The organism is Streptomyces sp. G7(2002) (genome assembly GCF_028870195.1).
GTDB lineage: Bacteria > Actinomycetota > Actinomycetes > Streptomycetales > Streptomycetaceae > Streptomyces > Streptomyces nigrescens.
Genome location: NZ_CP102609.1, coordinates 7,184,134 through 7,201,586 on the forward strand (window position 1 = coordinate 7,184,134; position 17,453 = coordinate 7,201,586).

The 17,453-nt window shown below is 71.7% G+C and carries 13 protein-coding genes; 12 read left to right on the forward strand and 1 reads right to left on the reverse strand.

Annotation, left to right across the window (positions count from 1 at the left end; all coding sequences use genetic code 11):
• The first annotated feature begins 50 nt into the window (after window positions 1–50).
• The 10 genes from NUT86_RS30630 (at window position 51) to NUT86_RS30675 (ending at window position 13,220) form a co-directional block, all read left to right on the forward strand.
• A complete protein-coding gene (locus NUT86_RS30630) occupies window positions 51–440 on the forward strand; it encodes a cell division protein SepF (RefSeq protein ID WP_018088814.1) in 390 nt (129 codons plus the stop codon).
• A 55-nt stretch (window positions 441–495) separates the two neighbouring features.
• On the forward strand, window positions 496–1,935 hold the full coding sequence (locus NUT86_RS30635; protein ID WP_274738491.1) for a biotin transporter BioY: 1,440 nt from the start codon (window positions 496–498) through the stop codon (window positions 1,933–1,935).
• Window positions 1,932–2,291, forward strand: a complete 360-nt coding sequence (locus NUT86_RS30640; RefSeq protein WP_018088816.1) for a nucleotide pyrophosphohydrolase — start codon at window positions 1,932–1,934, stop codon at window positions 2,289–2,291. Before NUT86_RS30635 ends, NUT86_RS30640 begins: the two co-directional genes overlap by 4 nt.
• Window positions 2,292–2,661: 370 nt before the next feature.
• The gene (locus NUT86_RS30645; RefSeq protein WP_018088817.1) at window positions 2,662–3,117 is read left to right on the forward strand and encodes a DUF6099 family protein; all 456 of its coding nucleotides are present in this window, start codon (window positions 2,662–2,664) and stop codon (window positions 3,115–3,117) included.
• 486 nt (window positions 3,118–3,603) lie between these two features.
• The gene (locus NUT86_RS30650) at window positions 3,604–4,527 is read left to right on the forward strand and encodes an LLM class F420-dependent oxidoreductase (protein WP_274738492.1); all 924 of its coding nucleotides are present in this window, start codon (window positions 3,604–3,606) and stop codon (window positions 4,525–4,527) included.
• A gap of 63 nt (window positions 4,528–4,590) precedes the next feature.
• Window positions 4,591–6,144, forward strand: coding sequence for a 3' terminal RNA ribose 2'-O-methyltransferase Hen1 (locus NUT86_RS30655; RefSeq protein ID WP_274738493.1), 1,554 nt, complete (start codon window positions 4,591–4,593; stop codon window positions 6,142–6,144).
• A complete protein-coding gene (locus NUT86_RS30660; protein WP_274738494.1) occupies window positions 6,141–8,930 on the forward strand; it encodes a polynucleotide kinase-phosphatase in 2,790 nt (929 codons plus the stop codon). The genes NUT86_RS30655 and NUT86_RS30660 overlap by 4 nt, the downstream gene beginning before the upstream one ends.
• A 151-nt stretch (window positions 8,931–9,081) precedes the next feature.
• Window positions 9,082–10,317 (forward strand): arginine deiminase, encoded by a 1,236-nt coding sequence (locus NUT86_RS30665; RefSeq protein ID WP_018088821.1) that lies wholly within the window; start codon window positions 9,082–9,084, stop codon window positions 10,315–10,317.
• Window positions 10,318–10,451: 134 nt separating this feature from the next.
• Window positions 10,452–11,456 (forward strand): ornithine carbamoyltransferase, encoded by a 1,005-nt coding sequence (gene argF, locus NUT86_RS30670; RefSeq protein WP_159485699.1) that lies wholly within the window; start codon window positions 10,452–10,454, stop codon window positions 11,454–11,456.
• A gap of 219 nt (window positions 11,457–11,675) precedes the next feature.
• Window positions 11,676–13,220, forward strand: coding sequence for an amino acid permease (locus tag NUT86_RS30675; RefSeq protein ID WP_274738495.1), 1,545 nt, complete (start codon window positions 11,676–11,678; stop codon window positions 13,218–13,220).
• Here NUT86_RS30675 and NUT86_RS40695 read toward each other — a convergent pair.
• The gene (locus NUT86_RS40695; RefSeq protein ID WP_446750790.1) at window positions 13,183–13,989 is read right to left on the reverse strand and encodes a hypothetical protein; all 807 of its coding nucleotides are present in this window, start codon (window positions 13,987–13,989) and stop codon (window positions 13,183–13,185) included. The two genes, NUT86_RS30675 and NUT86_RS40695, sit on opposite strands and share 38 nt — an antisense overlap.
• Window positions 13,990–14,269: 280 nt before the next feature.
• On the opposite strand from NUT86_RS40695, the gene NUT86_RS30690 reads away from it, so the two are divergent.
• Together NUT86_RS30690 and NUT86_RS30695 are read left to right on the forward strand one after the other, a co-directional pair.
• Window positions 14,270–15,097 (forward strand): enoyl-CoA hydratase family protein, encoded by an 828-nt coding sequence (locus NUT86_RS30690; protein WP_274738496.1) that lies wholly within the window; start codon window positions 14,270–14,272, stop codon window positions 15,095–15,097.
• Window positions 15,098–15,099: 2 nt separating this feature from the next.
• Complete coding sequence (locus tag NUT86_RS30695) at window positions 15,100–17,427, forward strand: bifunctional salicylyl-CoA 5-hydroxylase/oxidoreductase (RefSeq protein ID WP_274740673.1); 2,328 nt, start codon at window positions 15,100–15,102, stop codon at window positions 17,425–17,427.
• Window positions 17,428–17,453 lie beyond the last annotated feature (26 nt).

Consider the following 17,453-nt stretch of genomic DNA (forward strand, 5'->3'; position numbering starts at 1 on the left):
GCGATGCAGATACCGCAGACAGTCAGCGCTCCCCCGGGTGAGGTGATTCGGTGAACGGCCCCGATGCCACCGACGAGCAGTGGGAAGGGCTTGCCGAGGTCGTCCCGCTCCGCGGCAGCAGTGAATGGCCTTCCTGGCCCGACCACCGTGCCCTCCCGGATGACGAGCCGACGGAGGAGACGCGGCGGTTCATCGTCATCCGTGTCCAGACCTTCGCGGACGCCCGCGAGGTCGCCGAGTACTTGATGGCACAGATCCCCGTCCTGCTGGACCTCACCAGCGCCGACACCGACGTCGCCAAGCGCATCCTGGACTTCTCCAGCGGAGTCGTCTTCGGGCTCGGCAGCGGGATGCACCGCGTCGACACCAATGTCTTCCTGCTCGCACCCGTCGGCACCGAGGTCGCGGAAACGGCGCTCGGGGGCGTCCCCCGTTCGTAGGAAGAGCTGTTGGGCGTAACGGTTCTCCGGTCGGGGCGCTGCATAGCGTCCCTGCATGAATACCGACACTGTGCGGCCGGCGGTCACCGAATTACGGCTGTCCGCCTTCAAGACCCACCGCGGCGTCACCCTGCCGCTCACCCGGCTGACCTTGCTGAGCGGCGAGAGCGGAAGCGGCAAGTCCAGTGCGCTGCAGGCGTACGAGATCCTCGCCCGGCTCGGGAGCGGGGAGCCGCTCGCACGGGCCGTGGGGGAGGTGGCGGGCAGCCCGGCGGCGTGTGTGCCGGCGGGGGCGCGCCCCGATGAACAGGGGCGGCGGGGGTTCCGTATCGGCTGCACGGTCGACGGTCCGGCGGGCCCCGTCAGCCTCGATCTCGCCGTGCAGGCCGAGCCCGAACTGCGCATCGTCGGCGAGCGGTTGACCGGTGGCGGCGAGACCTTGCTGACCACCGCGCTCACCGACCCGAACCGCCCCACCGTCCAGGCGGCCTGGCATACCGCGGGCGCGACTCCGGTGACCCGTGCCCCGCTGCCCGACGACCGGCTCGGCACTTCACTGCTGCCGTTGCGCGTCGCGGGCAAGACGGAGGGCCAGCGGCTGGTGCTCGCCGCCGCCGAACAGGTCGTGGTCGCGCTGCGGTCGGCCTTTGTGTGCGACCCGCGACCGGAGGTCATGCGGGGTGTGGGGACGGGCGGTACGGGGGGAGCCGGGCAGGACGGTGGATGTGGTGCGGACGGTGCCGGTGGTGCGGGGCGTGGTGCCGGGGCGCGGCGGAGCGGCCGGGGAGCGGGCTCGGGGGGCGGGCCGGGGAAGCCGGGAGGGGCCGGCGGGACTGCCGGGGCCTGGGGGGCGCGGAAGCGTATGGGGAGTGGTGGCGGTGAGGCGGGCAGCTGGGGCCGCGATACGGAGGGGGCACGTGGCGAGGGGCGGCTGCGGTCGTCCTGCGACAACCTGCCCGCGGTGCTGGAGCGTACGAGCCAGGAGTGTGCGCGGCGGCATGCGGTGCTGGTCGCGGCGGTACGGGAGGCCTGCGCCGGTCCCGTCGAGGGGCTGCGTGCGGTGCCACGGCAGGCGGGCGGTACGGGACACGGGGCCGCTGACGCCGCTGGAGTGGCGGGGCCGGCCGGCTCATCGGGGCCGCAGGGCGGGGCGGTGGGCGTGCGGGCCGTCCTCGACCGGGGGGCGCTGGGCGAGCTGCCCGTCGAGCAACTCGGCGATGGTGAGCTGCGGTTTCTGGCGCTGGCGCTGGTGCTGCTCACCGGGCCGGAGGTGCTGGCCATGGATCCGGTCGGGGAGGTCCCGTCCGCTCATCAGCAGATGACGGTGATGGCGGACGGGATGGACCGCTGTATGGACCCCAGGCAGGCGCGCGAGCTGGTGTCGCTGGCCCTGCGGATGACCGACCGGGGGCATGTGCGGCTGCTGGGGACGGTGCGGGACCCCTCGGTCGCCGAGGGGCTGCCCGGTGTACAGGTGCTACACCTAGGGGTATGAGCGAGGATCTTCATGCGCTGCAGCGACGCCTGGCCGAATTTGCGGCCGCGCGGGACTGGCAGCAGTACCACACCCCCAAGAACCTGGCCGCGGCGCTCAGCGTGGAGGCCGCGGAACTCGTCGAGATCTTCCAGTGGTTGACGCCGGAGGAGTCGGCGAAGGTGATGTCGAACCCGGGGAAGGCCGGCCGGGTCGAGGACGAGGTCGCGGACGTGCTGGCGTATCTGCTGCAGTTCTGCGAGGCGCTGGGGATCGACGCCCTGGCGGCCCTCGCCGCGAAGATCGAGCGCAATGAGTCGAGGTTCCCGGCGGTCCGCTCGGCGCGGCCGGACCGGCCGCGGGAGGGCGAGGAGTAGAAGCGGGGAGTAGGAGCGAGGGGTAGGGGAGAGGGGCAAGTGGCGCAGGGCGGGGCCGGCGGGGTGTGAGCGCCGGCCCCGCTCGCGCTTTCTCCGGCTTTCGGCGTTCCCCGGCGGCCGTTCCGGCGTTCCCTTCGGGTGTTTCGCGTGGCTTGTGCCGGTCGTGTGAGGGGTGGGGGTGCTGGGGCGGGAGGGGAGGGAGCGGGGGCGTGGCCGCCGCGTGTCACTCTCCGGAGTCATGGATCTTTCCACACCGCCTTGCTTGTCCACAGATTTGCGAATTCCCCTGGCTTTTTTGGGTGTTCACCTTCACTCTGGGTAGTGGAAAGAGTGCAGGGTGCATGCGAATGGAGAGGAAGGGAGGGAGCGGATGGACGCGGTGCGGATCATTGCGGCCAGTCGGCGCGGGCTGGCGGAGGCGAACACGGTTCAGGGAGTGATCGTCGAGGCATGGCAGGCGCAGGCCTTGGCGGAGGCGGTCGGTAGCCATCTCGCGATATTCGGGCCGTACGAAGTGCGGTCCAGGGCCCGGGGACTGGGCGACGCGGGCGGGCGGTTCAGCGGGGGACTGCTGTGCCCGGCGTCGGCCGCCGGCGGGCTGCGGGCGGCTCAGCTGTCCGAAGTGCGCGATGCCAAGGCGGCTTTAACCGGCCTGTGCCGACTGCTGCGAGAGGTGTGCGAAGCGCTGGTGGCAGTGGTGCTGCTGGCAGACGAGGAGGGGATGTACTGGACGTGCGTCGAGGCGATGGACACGGTCGATGAATCGAGAGACCGCGTGGCCGGAATACTGGAAAAGCTGGAGGTGCGCGACCGGAACCCTGCCTGAGCAAACCTGACCCGAACCGACCGCGATCACGCGGTAGGCAAGCCCCGAGCGGTGACGCACCGACCGCGGGCCGGGAGCGCTCGCGCCTCACATCCCGACGGCACATGCCCGAGCCGTCGCGTCGGCCCTGGCTGCCACTGCTGGTTTCACCGCACGACTGGTTTCACCGCACGACTATGACGGCCCCTGCGCGCGCCACCGCGTATCCCGCACGATTCATGGACCCGCACGCACTCACGCCCGCCCACCGACCGGTCAGCGCTGCCCACGCCGCCTGTGTAGCCCTAAGCAGCCTCCGCGTTACCTAGGCCGCCTCCGCCGTGGATCCGCCCACAGCGTCGGTGTCACGACAAGGGATGGCCTGCCCCGCCCTGCCCCGCCTCTGTCCCTCCCGTGCCGGGATCGACCCAACGGCTGCCCCACCGCCCCCATGCGCTCAAACGCTCTCCGACGATTGGGGCGTCGCCCGGAGTGCAGGATGGAGGTATGGACCTACGAATCTTCACCGAGCCCCAGCAGGGGGCCTCCTACGACACCTTGCTGAAGGTCGCCAAAGCTACTGAGGATCTTGGTTTTGACGCGTTCTTCCGCTCGGACCACTATCTGCGGATGGGCAATGCCGACGGGCTTCCCGGCCCGACCGATGCCTGGATCACGCTGGCCGGCCTTGCTCGTGAGACCCGGCGCATCCGTCTCGGGACGCTCATGACGGCGGGCACCTTCCGGCTGCCGGGTGTGCTGGCCATTCAGGTGGCCCAGGTCGACCAGATGTCCGGTGGACGGGTCGAACTCGGCCTCGGGGCGGGCTGGTTCGAGGAGGAGCACAAGGCGTACGGCATTCCGTTCCCCAAGGAGAAGTTCGCGCGGCTGGAGGAGCAGCTGGCGATCATCACCGGTCTGTGGGCCACCGCGACAGGAGAGGAGTTCAGCTACGACGGGACCTACTACCTGCTGGAGAATTCGCCCGCGCTGCCCAAGCCCGCCCAGGGCAAGGTGCCGGTGCTGGTCGGCGGACACGGGGCGACGCGTACGCCACGGCTGGCGGCGCAGTACGCCGATGAGTTCAATATTCCCTTCGCCTCGCTCGAAGACAGTGAGCGCCAGTTCGGACGGGTGCGGGCGGCCGCCGAGGCCGTCGGGCGGAAGGGCGATGAGCTGGTGTACTCCAACGCCCTCGTGGCCTGCGTCGGGAAGGACGATGCGGAGGTGGCGCGACGGGCCGCGGCCATCGGGCGGAACGTGGACGAACTGAAGGCCAATGGCCTCGCGGGCTCACCCGCCGAGGTCGTCGACAAGATCGGTCGCTATGCGGCCATCGGCGCGTCCAGGATCTACCTGCAGATGCTGGACCTGGAGGATCTGGACCACCTCGAACTGATCTCGGCACAGGTGCAGTCGCAGCTGGGCTGACGCCGGGCGGCGCTTCCGGAAAACCGGTGGGGATCGGGCTGTCTTGCGGCAATACTCGGACGGGTGTTCCTGACGATAACCACCACCGGCAGCGCCGACCGTCCCGCGACCGACCTCGGGTTCCTGCTGCACAAGCATCCCGACAAGGTGCAGCAGTTCACGACGTCGCACGGCACCGCACACGTCCTCTATCCGGAGGCCGACGCACAACGGTGCACCGCGGCACTGCTGTTGGAGGTCGACCCCATCGCCCTGGTGCGCCGGAGCCGGGGCAAGGGCCGTGGCGGCGCACCGGATTCGGCGCTGGGCCAGTATGTGAACGACCGCCCGTACGCGGCCTCCTCGCTGCTGGCGGTGGCGCTGCGGAGCGTCTTCGCGAGCGCGATGAAGGGGCAGTGCACGGCACGGCCCGAGCTGGTGGCGCAGGCGCTGCCATTGCGCATCGAGGTGCCGGTGCTGCCCGCCCGGGGCGGTACGGAGCTGGTGGACAAGCTGTTCCGGCCGCTGGGCTGGACGGTGCGGGCCGAGCCGGTGCCGCTGGACGAGACGTTCCCGGAGTGGGGCGACTCGCGCTATGTGCGGCTCGTCCTGGAGGGGGAGTGCCGGCTCGCCGAGGCACTGCGGCATCTGTATGTGCTGCTGCCGGTGCTGGACGACGCCAAGCACTACTGGGTCGCGCCCGACGAGGTCGACAAGCTGCTGCGGGCCGGCGAGGGCTGGCTGGAGGACCACCCGGAGCAGCGGGTGATCGTCGGCCGCTATCTCGCGCGGCGCGGGTCGCTGACGCGCCAGGCCATGGAGCGGCTGGCACTGGAGCGACTGGCCGAGTCGGACGATGTGGCCGCCGAGGAGCTCGACAACGCCGTGGACGAGGAGGCGGACACCGAGGACAAGCCGGTGCCGCTCGCCGTCCGGCGGCGGGAGGCGATCCTCACGGTCCTGCGCTCGGCCGAGGCGGCGCGGGTGCTCGACCTGGGCTGCGGGCAGGGCCAGCTGGTCGGTGCGCTGCTCAAGGAAGGGCAGTTCACCGAGATCGTCGGCGTGGATGTGTCGATGCGGGCGCTGCACGAGGCGCGGCGCCGGCTGCGGCTGGAGCGGATGTCCGAGCGGCAGTCGGAGCGCGTACGGCTCGTACAGGGGTCGCTGGCGTACACCGACAGCCGGCTGAAGGGGTATGACGCGGCGGTGCTCAGCGAGGTCGTCGAGCATGTCGATCCGGCGCGGCTGCCGGCGCTGGAGTACGCGGTGTTCGGGGCGGCCAGGCCGCGCACGGTCGTGGTGACGACGCCGAACGTCGAGTACAACGTGCGCTGGGAGTCGCTGCCGGCCGGGCAGGTGCGGCATGCGGACCATCGCTTCGAGTGGACCCGGGAGGAGTTCCGGCAGTGGGCGCGCGGGGTCGCCGCACGGCACGGCTACGAGGTGAGCTTCGGCCCGGTGGGTCCGGACGACCCCGAGGTCGGCCCGCCCACCCAGCTCGCGCACTTCCGTATCACCGGTGACGGAAGTGGTAGGCCTGAAGACAGCGGGAGCGGCCGGGAAGGCCGGGGACCCGAAGGTGGCAGCAGCGCTGCGGACAGCGGCGCTTCGATGAGCGGGAAGGAGGTCGCGGCATGACGGACGACGCCCGTACGGGGTACGGCGAGGAGAACCAGCACCCGCACGAGAGCCGGCAGGAGAGCGGGAGCCGGCAGGGGAGCAGCACTCCTCAGGAGCACGCGGAGCGGCCGCAGGACCGGCCCGAGCGGGCGCCGCGCACGCTCGCCGTGCCCGACCTCTCGCTCGTGGTGCTGATCGGAGCCACCGGCTCCGGCAAATCCACCTTCGCCGCGCGGCACTTCCGGCCGACCGAGGTCCTCTCCTCCGACTTCTGCCGGGGGCTGGTCAGCGACGACGAGAACGACCAGAGCGCCAGCGGCGACGCCTTCGACGTACTGCACTTCATCGCGGGCAAGCGGCTGGCCGCCGGGCGGCTGACGGTCGTGGACGCCACCAATGTGCAGTCCGAGGCGCGCGCCCAGCTGGTGCGGCTGGCCCGGGAGCATGACGTCCTCCCGGTGGCGATCGTGCTGGACATGCCCGAGCAGGTCTGCGCCGCACGCAATGCGGCGCGCGCCGACCGGGCCGGGCTGCCCCGCCGGGTCATCCAGCGCCACCAGCGTGAACTCCGCCGTTCCCTGCGGCACTTGGAGCGGGAGGGTTTCCGCAAGGTGCATGTCCTGCGGGGCCCGGAGGAGGTGGAGTCCGCCGAGGTCGTCACGGAGCGGCGGTTCAACGATCTGCGCCATCTCACCGGCCCGTTCGACATCATCGGCGACATCCACGGCTGCCGTTCCGAACTGGAGACCCTGCTTGGCAGGCTGGGCTATGCGCTGGTGCGCGACGCGCTCGGCCGGCCGGTGGACGCGGTACACCCCGAGGGCCGTACGGCGGTCTTCGTCGGTGACCTCGTCGACCGCGGGCCGGACAGCCCCGGAGTGCTGCGGCTGGTGATGGGCATGGTCGGGGCCGGGCATGCGCTGTGTGTGCCGGGCAACCACGAGAACAAGCTCGGCCGCTACCTCAAGGGCCGCAAGGTCCAGCACACCCATGGGCTCGCCGAGACCATCGAGCAGCTGGAGAAGGAGGACGCGGCCTTCCACACCGAGGTCGGGGCGTTCCTCCAGGGGCTGGTCAGCCACTACGTCCTGGACGGCGGCGGACTCGTGGTGTGCCACGCCGGGCTGCCGGAGAAGTACCACGGCCGGACGTCGGGGCGGGTGCGTTCCTTCGCGCTGTACGGCGACACGACCGGCGAGACCGACGAGTTCGGCCTGCCGGTGCGCTACCCCTGGGCCGAGGACTACCGCGGCCGCGCCGCCGTCGTCTACGGCCACACCCCCACCCCTCGCGCCACCTGGCTCAACAACACCCTCTGCCTGGACACCGGCTGTGTCTTCGGCGGTGCGATGACCGCGCTGCGGTGGCCGGAGCGCGAGCTGGTGGACGTACCGGCGGAGCGGGTCTGGTACGAGCCCACGAAACCGCTCGCGACGGAGGCGCCCGGCGGGGCGGACGGCCGCCCGCTCGATCTGAACGATGTGGCCGGACGCCGGATCGTGGAGACCCGGTACATGGGCCGGCTCGCGGTCAAGGAGGAGAACGCCGCGGCCGCGCTGGAGGTGATGAGCCGCTTCGCGATCGACCCGCGGCTGCTGCCGTACCTCCCGCCGACGATGGCGCCCTGCGCGACCTCGGCGGAGGAGGGGTACTTGGAGCACCCCGCGGAGGCGTTCGCCGGCTACCGGGCCGACGGTGTACGGGAAGTGGTGTGCGAGGAGAAGCACATGGGGTCCCGTGCGGTGGTCCTGGTGTGCCGCGACGAGACCGTGGCCGGTGAACTCTTCGGTGTGCCGAAGGGGGTGTCGGGAGCCCTGTACACCCGCACCGGCCGGCCGTTCTTCGACGACCCGGAGGTGACCGAACGTCTTCTGCGGCGGGTCCGGGACTGCGCCGAGGAGGCCGGTCTGTGGGACGGGCTGGAGACCGGCTGGCTGCTGCTGGACGCCGAGTTGATGCCCTGGTCCCTGAAGGCGACCGGTCTGCTGCGCAAGCAGTACGCGGCTGTGGGCGCGGCGTCCGGGGCGGCGTTCCCGGGCGTGCTCGACGCGCTGGAGACGGCGGCCGCCCGGGGCATCGAGGTGTCGCCGCTGCTCGGCCGGCAGCGGGACCGGGCGGCGGACGCGGCGGCGTTCACGGAGGCGTACCGGCGCTATTGCTGGCGGGTCGGGGCGACGACGGACGCCGACGAGGCACCGCAGGAGCCGGACGGCGGCGCCGGGCTCGGTGAGCTGGACGGCATCCGGCTCGCGCCGTTCCAGATTCTCGCGGTCCAGGGCCGCAGCCTCGCCGGGCTGCCGCACACCGACCAGCTCGCCCTGCTCGACCGGCTGATCGCGGCCGAGGGTGCGGTGGCGGCCCGGGAGGCCGGGGATGCCACGGACCGGCCGGGGCTGCTCGCCATGACCCGGCGGATCCTCGTCGACACCGAGGACGAGACCTCGGTCGCGGCCGGTATCGCCTGGTGGCAGGAGCTGACCGCCGACGGCGGCGAGGGCATGGTCGTCAAGCCGGTGCAGGCGCTGATCCGGCAGGCCGACGGACGGCTCGTCCAGCCGGGCGTCAAGTGCCGTGGCCGCGAGTACCTGCGGATCATCTACGGGCCGGAGTACACCCGCCCGGAGAACCTCCAGCGGCTGCGCGTCCGTCACCTGGGCCACAAGCGCTCGCTGGCCCTGCGGGAGTACGCGCTCGGCCTGGAGGCGCTGGACCGGCTGGCGGACGGCGAACCGCTGTGGCGGGTCCACGAGGCGGTCTTCGCGGTGCTCGCCCTGGAGTCGGAGCCGGTGGACCCACGGCTGTAGGCGCGTCCGGCGGGGAGGGGCGGACCATCCCCCTCCCCGTCCCGCCCGTGCCGCCCTGGAGGACCGCCGGCAGCCGGCCGGGCTCCGGTCCGACCGGACCGACATCGCCCGACTCCCTCCGCCGGGCCGTCCGAGCGGCCAAGATGGACGGATGGGATTCCAAGTCGACTCCGAGGCCGGGCGGCTGCGCCGGGTCATCCTGCACCGCCCCGATCTGGAGCTGAAGCGGCTCACGCCGTCCAACAAGGACGCCTTGCTCTTCGATGACGTGCTGTGGGTGCGCCGGGCGCGGGCCGAGCACGACGGGTTCGCGGATGTACTCCGGGACCGGGGGGTGGAGGTGCACCTCTTCGGGGATCTGCTGGCCGAGAGCCTGCAGATCCCCGAGGCCCGGCAGCTCGTGCTCGACCGGGTCTTCGACGAGAAGGAATACGGGCCGCTGGCCACCGACCATCTGCGGGCGGCCTTCGACGAGCTGCCGGTGCCGGACCTCGTCGAGGCGCTGGTCGGCGGCATGACCAAGCGGGAGTTCCTGGAGCGGCACGCCGAGCCGATCTCGGTCCGCTTCCATGTGATGGATCTGGACGACTTCCTGCTGGGCCCGCTGCCCAACCACCTCTTCACCCGTGACACCTCCGCCTGGATCTACGACGGGGTGTCGATCAACTCGATGCGCTGGCCCGCCCGGCAGCGCGAGACCGTGCACTACGAGGCGATCTACCGCCACCATCCGCTCTTCCGCGGTGCGGGCTTCCACGTCTGGTCCGAGGGGCAGGCGGACTACCCCTCGACGATCGAGGGCGGCGACGTCCTGGTGCTGGGCAGTGGCGCGGTACTGATCGGGATGAGCGAGCGGACCACTCCACAGGCCGTCGAGCTGCTGGCGCGGGGGCTGTTCGCGGCGGGTTCGGCGCGCACGATCGTGGCGCTCGACATGCCCAAGCGCCGGGCGTTCATGCATCTGGACACCGTCATGACGATGATTGACGGCGATACCTTCACCCAGTACGAGGGCCTGGGGATGCTCCGCTCGTACACCATCGAGCCGGGCTCGGGCGATCAGGACCTCAAGGTCACCGACCATCCGCCGGAGCATATGCACCGCGCCATAGCGGCCTCGCTGGGCCTGTCGGACATCCGGGTGCTGACCGCGACGCAGGACGTGCACTCGGCCGAGCGTGAGCAGTGGGACGACGGCTGCAATGTGCTGGCGGTGGAGCCGGGCGTGGTGGTGGCGTACGAGCGGAACGTCACCACGAACACCTTCCTCCGCAAGCGCGGTATCGAGGTGATCACGATCCCGGGGAGCGAGCTGGGGCGCGGCCGCGGCGGACCGCGCTGTATGAGCTGTCCGGTGGCGAGGGACGCGGTGCCGGGGGCAGCCTGAGCGTGACCCGTAGTCCGCCGGGGAGCAGGCGCCGGACCCGTACGGCAGCAGGCAGTCCGTATAGGGATGCGGGTGTGCGTATATAATTCCAGGGTCCGAGTCCGTCCCGACCGCCGCGAACCAGGAGCCCACCCATGGCGATAGACCTCACGGGCCGCCACTTCCTCAAGGAGCTGGACTTCAGCGCCGAGGAATTCCGCCGACTGATCGACCTGGCGGCCGAGCTGAAAGCAGCCAAGCGCGCCGGCACCGAGGTCCCTCGCCTCCAGGGGAAGAACATCGCCCTGATCTTCGAGAAGACCTCGACCCGGACCCGCTGCTCCTTCGAGGTCGCGGCCGCGGACCAGGGTGCCTCCACCACCTACCTGGACCCGTCCGGCTCACAGATCGGGCACAAGGAGTCGGTGAAGGACACCGCCCGGGTCCTGGGCCGGATGTTCGACGGTATCGAGTTCCGCGGCAGCCGTCAGTCCGACGTCGAGGAGCTGGCAGCGTACGCCGGGGTGCCCGTCTTCAACGGACTGACCGACGACTGGCACCCGACCCAGATGCTCGCCGACGTGCTGACCATGGTCGAGCACGGCCGGGGCCGCCCCCTGACGGACACCGCCTTCGCCTACCTCGGCGACGCCCGCAACAACATGGGCAACTCCTACCTCGTCACCGGCGCCCTGCTCGGCATGGACGTACGGATCGTGGCGCCCCAGCAGCTGTGGCCCGAGAAGACGGTCATCGCCGAGGCGCAGCGGCTCGCCGAGGCCAGCGGCGCCCGCATCACGCTCACCGAGGACGTGGCCGAGGGCGTACGCGGTGCGGACTTCGTGACGACCGACGTCTGGGTCTCGATGGGCGAACCCAAGGAGGTCTGGGACGAGCGGATCGCGCTGCTCGCCCCGTACGCGGTCACGATGGACGTGCTGCGCGCCACCGGCAAGCCGGAGGTGAAGTTCCTGCACTGCCTGCCCGCGTACCACGACCTGGGCACGGCGGTCGGCCGGGAGATCCACGCCCGGCACGGGCTCTCGTCGCTGGAGGTCACCGACGAGGTCTTCGAGTCCGCGCACTCCGTCGTCTTCGACGAGGCGGAGAACCGGATGCACACGATCAAGTCGGTGCTGGTCGCGACGCTCGCCCGATAGGGCCGCCCGCCGCCCGGGCGCACACCGCACAAACAGCGCACTGCACATACAGCGCACTCATAAACAGGACACTGCATAGCCATACGCACAAATGGGCGATCATACGGTGGCAGCGGTTACCATCGAGCGCTCGCGGGGTTCGGACCCACCGGTCCGGACCCCGCTCTGTGTGCGGCCCACCCCCGCCGCGCGCACCGCACCACCAGAGAGAGAACCACCGTGCGCCCGCCCGTCTTCCGTCCGTCCGGACTGCGCATCAAGTCGCCCGATATCCTCGTCGCCGAATCCGGCGCGGATCTCGAAGGCAACGGCCTCAAGCGCAGCATGGGGCTCTTCCAGCTCATCTGCTTCGGCATCGGCGCCATCGTCGGCACCGGCATCTTCGTCGGCCTGTCCGACACCGTCGCCGAGGCCGGCCCCGCCGTCATCGTGTCCTTCGTCCTGGCGGCCGTCACCTGCGTCTTCACCGCCTTCTCCTTCGCGGAGCTGGGCGGCGCTATACCGGTCTCCGGCAGCGCCTACTCCTACGCCTACGCCACCCTCGGCGAGCGCATCGCCTTCCTCGTCGGCTGGTGCCTGCTGCTCGAATACGGCATCTCGGTCTCGGCGGTCGCCGTCGGCTGGGGCCAGTACCTCAACGAACTGCTCGGCAGCCTGACCGGCTGGCAGCTGCCCGCCGCGCTCTCCCAGCCGCCCGGCGACGGCGGCATCGTCAACATCCCGGCCGTCGTCGTGATGGTGCTCGCCGCGCTGCTGCTCGTCCGCGGCATCCGGGAGAGCGCCCGCGCGACCGCCGCGATGGCCGTGCTGAAGCTCGCGATCCTCGTCCTGTTCTGCGTGATCGGCTTCAGCGCCTTCCAGGCCGGCAACCTTTCGCCGTTCGCCCCGGAGAGCGTCGCCGGCATCACCTCCGGCGCCTCGCTCGCGTTCTTCTCGTACATCGGCTTCGACGCGATCACCACGGCCGGTGAGGAGGTCAGGGACCCGCGGCGGAACATCCCCATCGCGATCATGGTCTCCCTCGGTGTGGTCACCGTCCTGTACTGCCTGGTCGCGGTCTCCGCCATCGGCGCGCTCTCCGCCGACCAGGTCGCCGGCCGGCCCGCCGCGCTGTCGCTGATCGTCAACCACGTCACCCACTCGACGCTGGGCGGCGGGGTGATCGCATTCGGCGCCGTCGTGGCCATCGCCTCGGTCGTCCTCGCGGTCATGTACGGCCAGACCCGCATCCTGATGTCGATGTCGCGGGACGGACTGGTCCCGCGGATCTTCGAGCGGGTCTCGCCCCGGACGTCCACCCCGGTCGCCAACACCTGGATCGTCGCGGTCGTCTTCGCCGTGCCGGCCGCGGTCGTCCCGCTGGACGCGGTGATGAACCTGTCGACCATCGGGACGCTGGCGGTCATGGCGGTGGTCAACCTCAGTGTGATGGTGCTCCGCCGCACCCGCCCCGATCTGCCGCGCCGCTTCCGCGTCCCGCTCTTCCCGGTCAGCCCGGTGCTCGGCGTCGGCTTCTGCCTCTACCTGATGTACGGCACCGGCCCGGCGACCTGGCTCCAGTTCGCCGGGTTCCTGGTGGCCGGTGCGCTGCTCTACACGTGCTACGGGCGCCGTCGCTCGCGGCTCGGCGCGGCGTCGCAGGACCCGGCGCCGCAGGACCCGGCGCCGCAGGACCCGGCGTCGCAGGACCCGGCGGCCGGGGCCGACGAGGCCGGTGCGGCCACCGTCAGCGCCGGCGCGGGCGCCGCAGCTCGGGAAGGGTGAACCAGACGGCCTTGCCGCGCGGTGTCGGACGGCAGCCGGAGGCGGCGCTGAGGGACCGGATCAGCAGCAGACCACGGCCGTCGTGGCTTCCTCCGCAGCCCGGGGCGGCGGAAGGGGCGTCGACGCCGATCGCGGCACAGGCGTCGTCCGCGCTGTGGGAGTCGTCGCGGATCTCCGCATCGTTGGCGGTGTCGGCAGGAGCGTCGGTGTCGGCGTCGGTGTCGGTGTAGTCGTCGGGATCGGCACGCTCGTACCCGTCGTCCTGGCAGTCCGTGTCGTGCTCGTCGCCCGCGTCGTGTTCGTCGTCCGTGCCGTGCTCCTCGGGCCCGTCGGATTCCTCGCCGTGCCCGCCCTGCTGCCCGGTGTCCTTCGCGCGCTGCGTCGGGACACGGCCGTCGGCTGCCGGGGGGCCGTCCGCGGTGCGGACCGGCGGGGGACCGGCCGGTGCCAACGCCAGCACCGGGGCGTCCGGTTCCACCAGGGGGAGCGGGTCGCCGAGTCCCTCGACGAGCCGCGGACTGTCGTCGTGCACCTCGATCCGGCAGCCCGCCGGCCGCAGCTCCACCACCAGCTCGATGGGGTCGGCGCCGCGGGTGTGCTTGAGCACGTTGGTGACCAGCTCCGCGGTCAGCAGCTGTGCGGTGGTCCGGTCGGCCGTCGCCCGGAGGTCCTGCATGGCGGTCCGGACCATCGCACGGGCGATGGGCACCGCGGTCGCGCCGCGCGGCAGCGTGATGCGCCAGGTCGCAGGGGTGGGCGGTTCCAGCATGCGCGGTCGTCCGTTCACAAAGGGCCGGGTCGGAGGCCTGAGGCCGGATCGGATACCCCCACCGTAGAGAGCCCGGAGGCGGGGAATCAGGGGCGAGCGGCCGGGGCCGGCATGACCTACGTCCTGCGGCGGCCGGGACCTTCGGCAGGGTCACCCCGACGGCCCCGACGGCAGAAGTCGTATCGCGTTCTCATGACGACAGTCATGAACGAGTGATAACTTCGAAGAGCATCCGGAACAGCATCCACCGGCCGACCGGCCAAAGGGGGCAGGCAGTCCGATGAGCCCGTTCGCAGGATCCGCCCGCAGTACAGAGAACTGGCAGCACATCCGAGTGACGAGGCAGGACGGGATCGCCACCGTCACCCTGGCCCGCCCGGACAAGCTCAACGCGCTCACCTTCGAGGCCTACGCCGACCTCCGCGACCTGCTCGCGGAGCTGTCCCGGGAGCGTTCCGTACGCGCCCTGGTGCTCGCGGGGGAGGGGCGCGGATTCTGCTCCGGCGGCGATGTCGAGGAGATCATCGGCGCCACCCTGGGCATGGACACCGCGCAGCTGCTGGACTTCAACCGGATGACCGGGCAGGTCGTCCGGGCGGTGCGGGAGTGTCCGTTCCCGGTGATCGCGGCGGTGCACGGGGTCGCGGCGGGGGCGGGCGCGGTGCTCGCGCTGGCCGCGGACTTCCGGGTCGCCGACCCGTCCGCCCGGTTCGCCTTCCTCTTCACCCGGGTCGGGCTGTCCGGCGGCGACATGGGCGCGGCCTATCTGCTGCCCCGCGTCATCGGTCTCGGTCACGCCACCCGGCTGCTGATGCTCGGCGACACCGTCCGCGCGCCGGAGGCCGAACGTCTCGGTCTGATCAGCGAGTTGGCCGAGGAGGGCCGGGCCGACGAGGCGGCCGCGGCGCTCGCCCGGCGGCTCGCCGAGGGGCCCGCGATGGCGCACGCCCAGACCAAGGCGCTGCTCACCGCCGAGCTCGATATGCCGCTGGCCGCCGCCGTGGAGATGGACGCCGCCACCCAGGCGCTGCTGATGAACAGCGACGACTACGCGGAGTTCCATGCCGCCTTCACCGAGAAGCGGGCCCCCAAGTGGCAGGGGAAATAGCCATGCGGGTCGCCGTCATCGGCGGCGGGCCGGGCGGGCTGTACGCCGCCGCCCTGCTCAAGCGCCTCGACCCCACCCGCGAGATCACCGTATGGGAGCGCAACGCACCCGATGACACCTTCGGCTTCGGCGTCGTGCTCTCCGACGAGACCCTCGGCGGCATCGAGCACGCCGACCCGGAGGTCTACCGCGCCCTCCAGGCGGAGTTCGTCCGCTGGGACGACATCGACATCGTGCACCGCGGCCGCACCCTGACCTCCGGCGGGCACGGCTTCGCGGCGCTCGGACGGCGCCGGCTGCTGGCCGTGCTCCACCAGCGCTGCCGCGACCTCGGCATCGAGCTGCGCTTTCGCACCGAAGCCCCGCCGGCCGCCGAACTGGCGCGCGCGTACGACCTGGTGATCGCCGCCGACGGGGTGCACAGCACGACCCGCACCGCGCATGCCGACGCTTTCGGTCCGCAGCTGACCACCCACCGCTGCCGCTACATCTGGCTCGCCGCCGACTTCGCCTTCGACGCCTTCCGCTTCGAGATCGCGGAGACCGAGCACGGCGTCGTACAGCTCCACGCCTACCCCTTCGCCCGTCCGGAGCCCGGTCACGATCCCGCGGCACCGTCCGCCGGGCCCGAGGGCTCCGCCGGCGCCAGCACGGTCATCGTCGAGATGCGCGAGGAGGTCTGGCGGTCGGCCGGACTCGACCGCTGCGATGAGCGCGAGTCGGCCGAATGGTGCGCCAAGGTCTTCACCGACGCCCTGCGCGGCCGGTCGCTGCGCGGCAACAACTCCAGCTGGACCGCCTTCCGCACGGTCGTCAACGACCGCTGGTCGCACGGCAATACGGTGCTGCTCGGCGATGCCGCGCACACCGCGCACTTCTCCATCGGCTCCGGCACCAAGCTCGCCGTCGAGGACGCCCTGGCGCTGGCGGCCTGTCTTGAGGAGCAGCCCGACACCGCCACCGCCCTGGCCGCCTACGAGGAGGAGCGCCGCCCCGTCGTCGCGTCCACCCAGCGTGCCGCCCGCGCCAGCCTCGCCTGGTTCGAGGAGCTGGCCACCTACCTCGACCAGCCGCCGCACCAGTTCGCCTTCAACCTCCTCACCCGCAGCCGCCGGGTCACCCATGACAATCTGCGGCTGCGCGACGCCGGATTCGTCACGGCCGTCGAGGACGAGGCGGGCACCCCGGCCGGCACACCGCCCATGTTCACGCCGTTCCGGCTGGGCGGGCTGACCCTGCGCAACCGGGTCGTGGTCTCCCCGATGGACATGTACTCCGCAGCGGACGGCAACGGCACCCCCGGCGACTTCCACCTCGTCCACCTCGGCGCCCGCGCGATGGGCGGCGCCGGACTGGTGATGACGGAGATGGTGTGTGTCAGCCCCGAGGGGCGGATCACGCCCGGGTGTACGGGGCTGTACGCGCCGGAGCACGAGACGGCCTGGCGCCGGGTCACCGACTTCGTGCACACCTCCGCCCCCGGCACCGCCATCGGCGTCCAGCTCGGCCACTCCGGCCGCAAGGGCTCGACCCGGCTGATGTGGGACGGTATCGACCAGCCGCTCCCGCACGGCAACTGGCCCCTCGTGGCACCCTCCGCGCTGCCCTACCGCCCCGGCGTCAACCAGACCCCGCACGCCCTCGCCGAGTCCGAACTCGCGCTCATCCGCGAGCAGTTCGTACGCGCGGCCACGTCCGCCGCCCGCGCCGGCTTCGATCTGCTCGAACTCCACTGCGCCCACGGCTATCTGCTCTCCGGATTCCTCTCACCGCTCACCAACCACCGCACCGACGCCTACGGCGGCGATCTCACCGGCCGGCTGCGCTTCCCGCTGGAGGTCTTCGACGCGGTCCGCGCCGTCTGGCCGGCCGGGCGCCCGATGACGGTCCGTATCTCCGCGACCGACTGGGCGGACGGCGGCACCACCGCGGCCGACGCGGTGGCGATGGCGGAGGCCTTTGCCGAGCACGGTGCCGATGCCATCGATGTGTCCACCGGCCAGGTGGTGCCCGACGAGCGCCCCGACTTCGGCCGCTCCTACCAGACCCCGTTCGCCGACCGCATCCGCAACACCCTCGGGGTACCGGTCATCGCGGTCGGCGCCATCTCCTCCTGGGACGACGTCAACTCCCTGGTGCTGGCCGGGCGGGCGGACCTGTGCGCGCTGGCCCGACCGCATCTGTACGACCCGCACTGGACGCTGCACGCCGCCGCTGAGCAGGGGTACGCCGGGCCGGGCGCTCCCTGGCCGCTGCCGTACCAGGCGGGCAGCCGCACTCCGCCCACCGGGCGCACGGATGCGCCGAAGCCCCGCCTCACGCTGCGGTGACGGGGAGGCACGGGCAGCGGGGCGGG

What these genes read in the sequence shown, in the direction of transcription:
- NUT86_RS30635 (WP_274738491.1), top strand. Translation starts at nt 496, where the DNA reads ATGAATACCGACACTGTGCGGCCGGCGGTCACCGAATTACGGCTGTCC.
- NUT86_RS30640 (WP_018088816.1), top strand. Translation starts at nt 1,932, where the DNA reads ATGAGCGAGGATCTTCATGCGCTGCAGCGACGCCTGGCCGAATTTGCG.
- NUT86_RS30645 (WP_018088817.1), top strand. Translation starts at nt 2,662, where the DNA reads ATGGACGCGGTGCGGATCATTGCGGCCAGTCGGCGCGGGCTGGCGGAG.
- NUT86_RS30650 (WP_274738492.1), top strand. Translation starts at nt 3,604, where the DNA reads ATGGACCTACGAATCTTCACCGAGCCCCAGCAGGGGGCCTCCTACGAC.
- NUT86_RS30660 (WP_274738494.1), top strand. Translation starts at nt 6,141, where the DNA reads ATGACGGACGACGCCCGTACGGGGTACGGCGAGGAGAACCAGCACCCG.
- NUT86_RS30665 (WP_018088821.1), top strand. Translation starts at nt 9,082, where the DNA reads ATGGGATTCCAAGTCGACTCCGAGGCCGGGCGGCTGCGCCGGGTCATC.
- argF (WP_159485699.1), top strand. Translation starts at nt 10,452, where the DNA reads ATGGCGATAGACCTCACGGGCCGCCACTTCCTCAAGGAGCTGGACTTC.
- NUT86_RS40695 (WP_446750790.1), bottom strand. Translation starts at nt 13,989, where the DNA reads ATGCTGGAACCGCCCACCCCTGCGACCTGGCGCATCACGCTGCCGCGC.
- NUT86_RS30690 (WP_274738496.1), top strand. Translation starts at nt 14,270, where the DNA reads ATGAGCCCGTTCGCAGGATCCGCCCGCAGTACAGAGAACTGGCAGCAC.
- NUT86_RS30695 (WP_274740673.1), top strand. Translation starts at nt 15,100, where the DNA reads ATGCGGGTCGCCGTCATCGGCGGCGGGCCGGGCGGGCTGTACGCCGCC.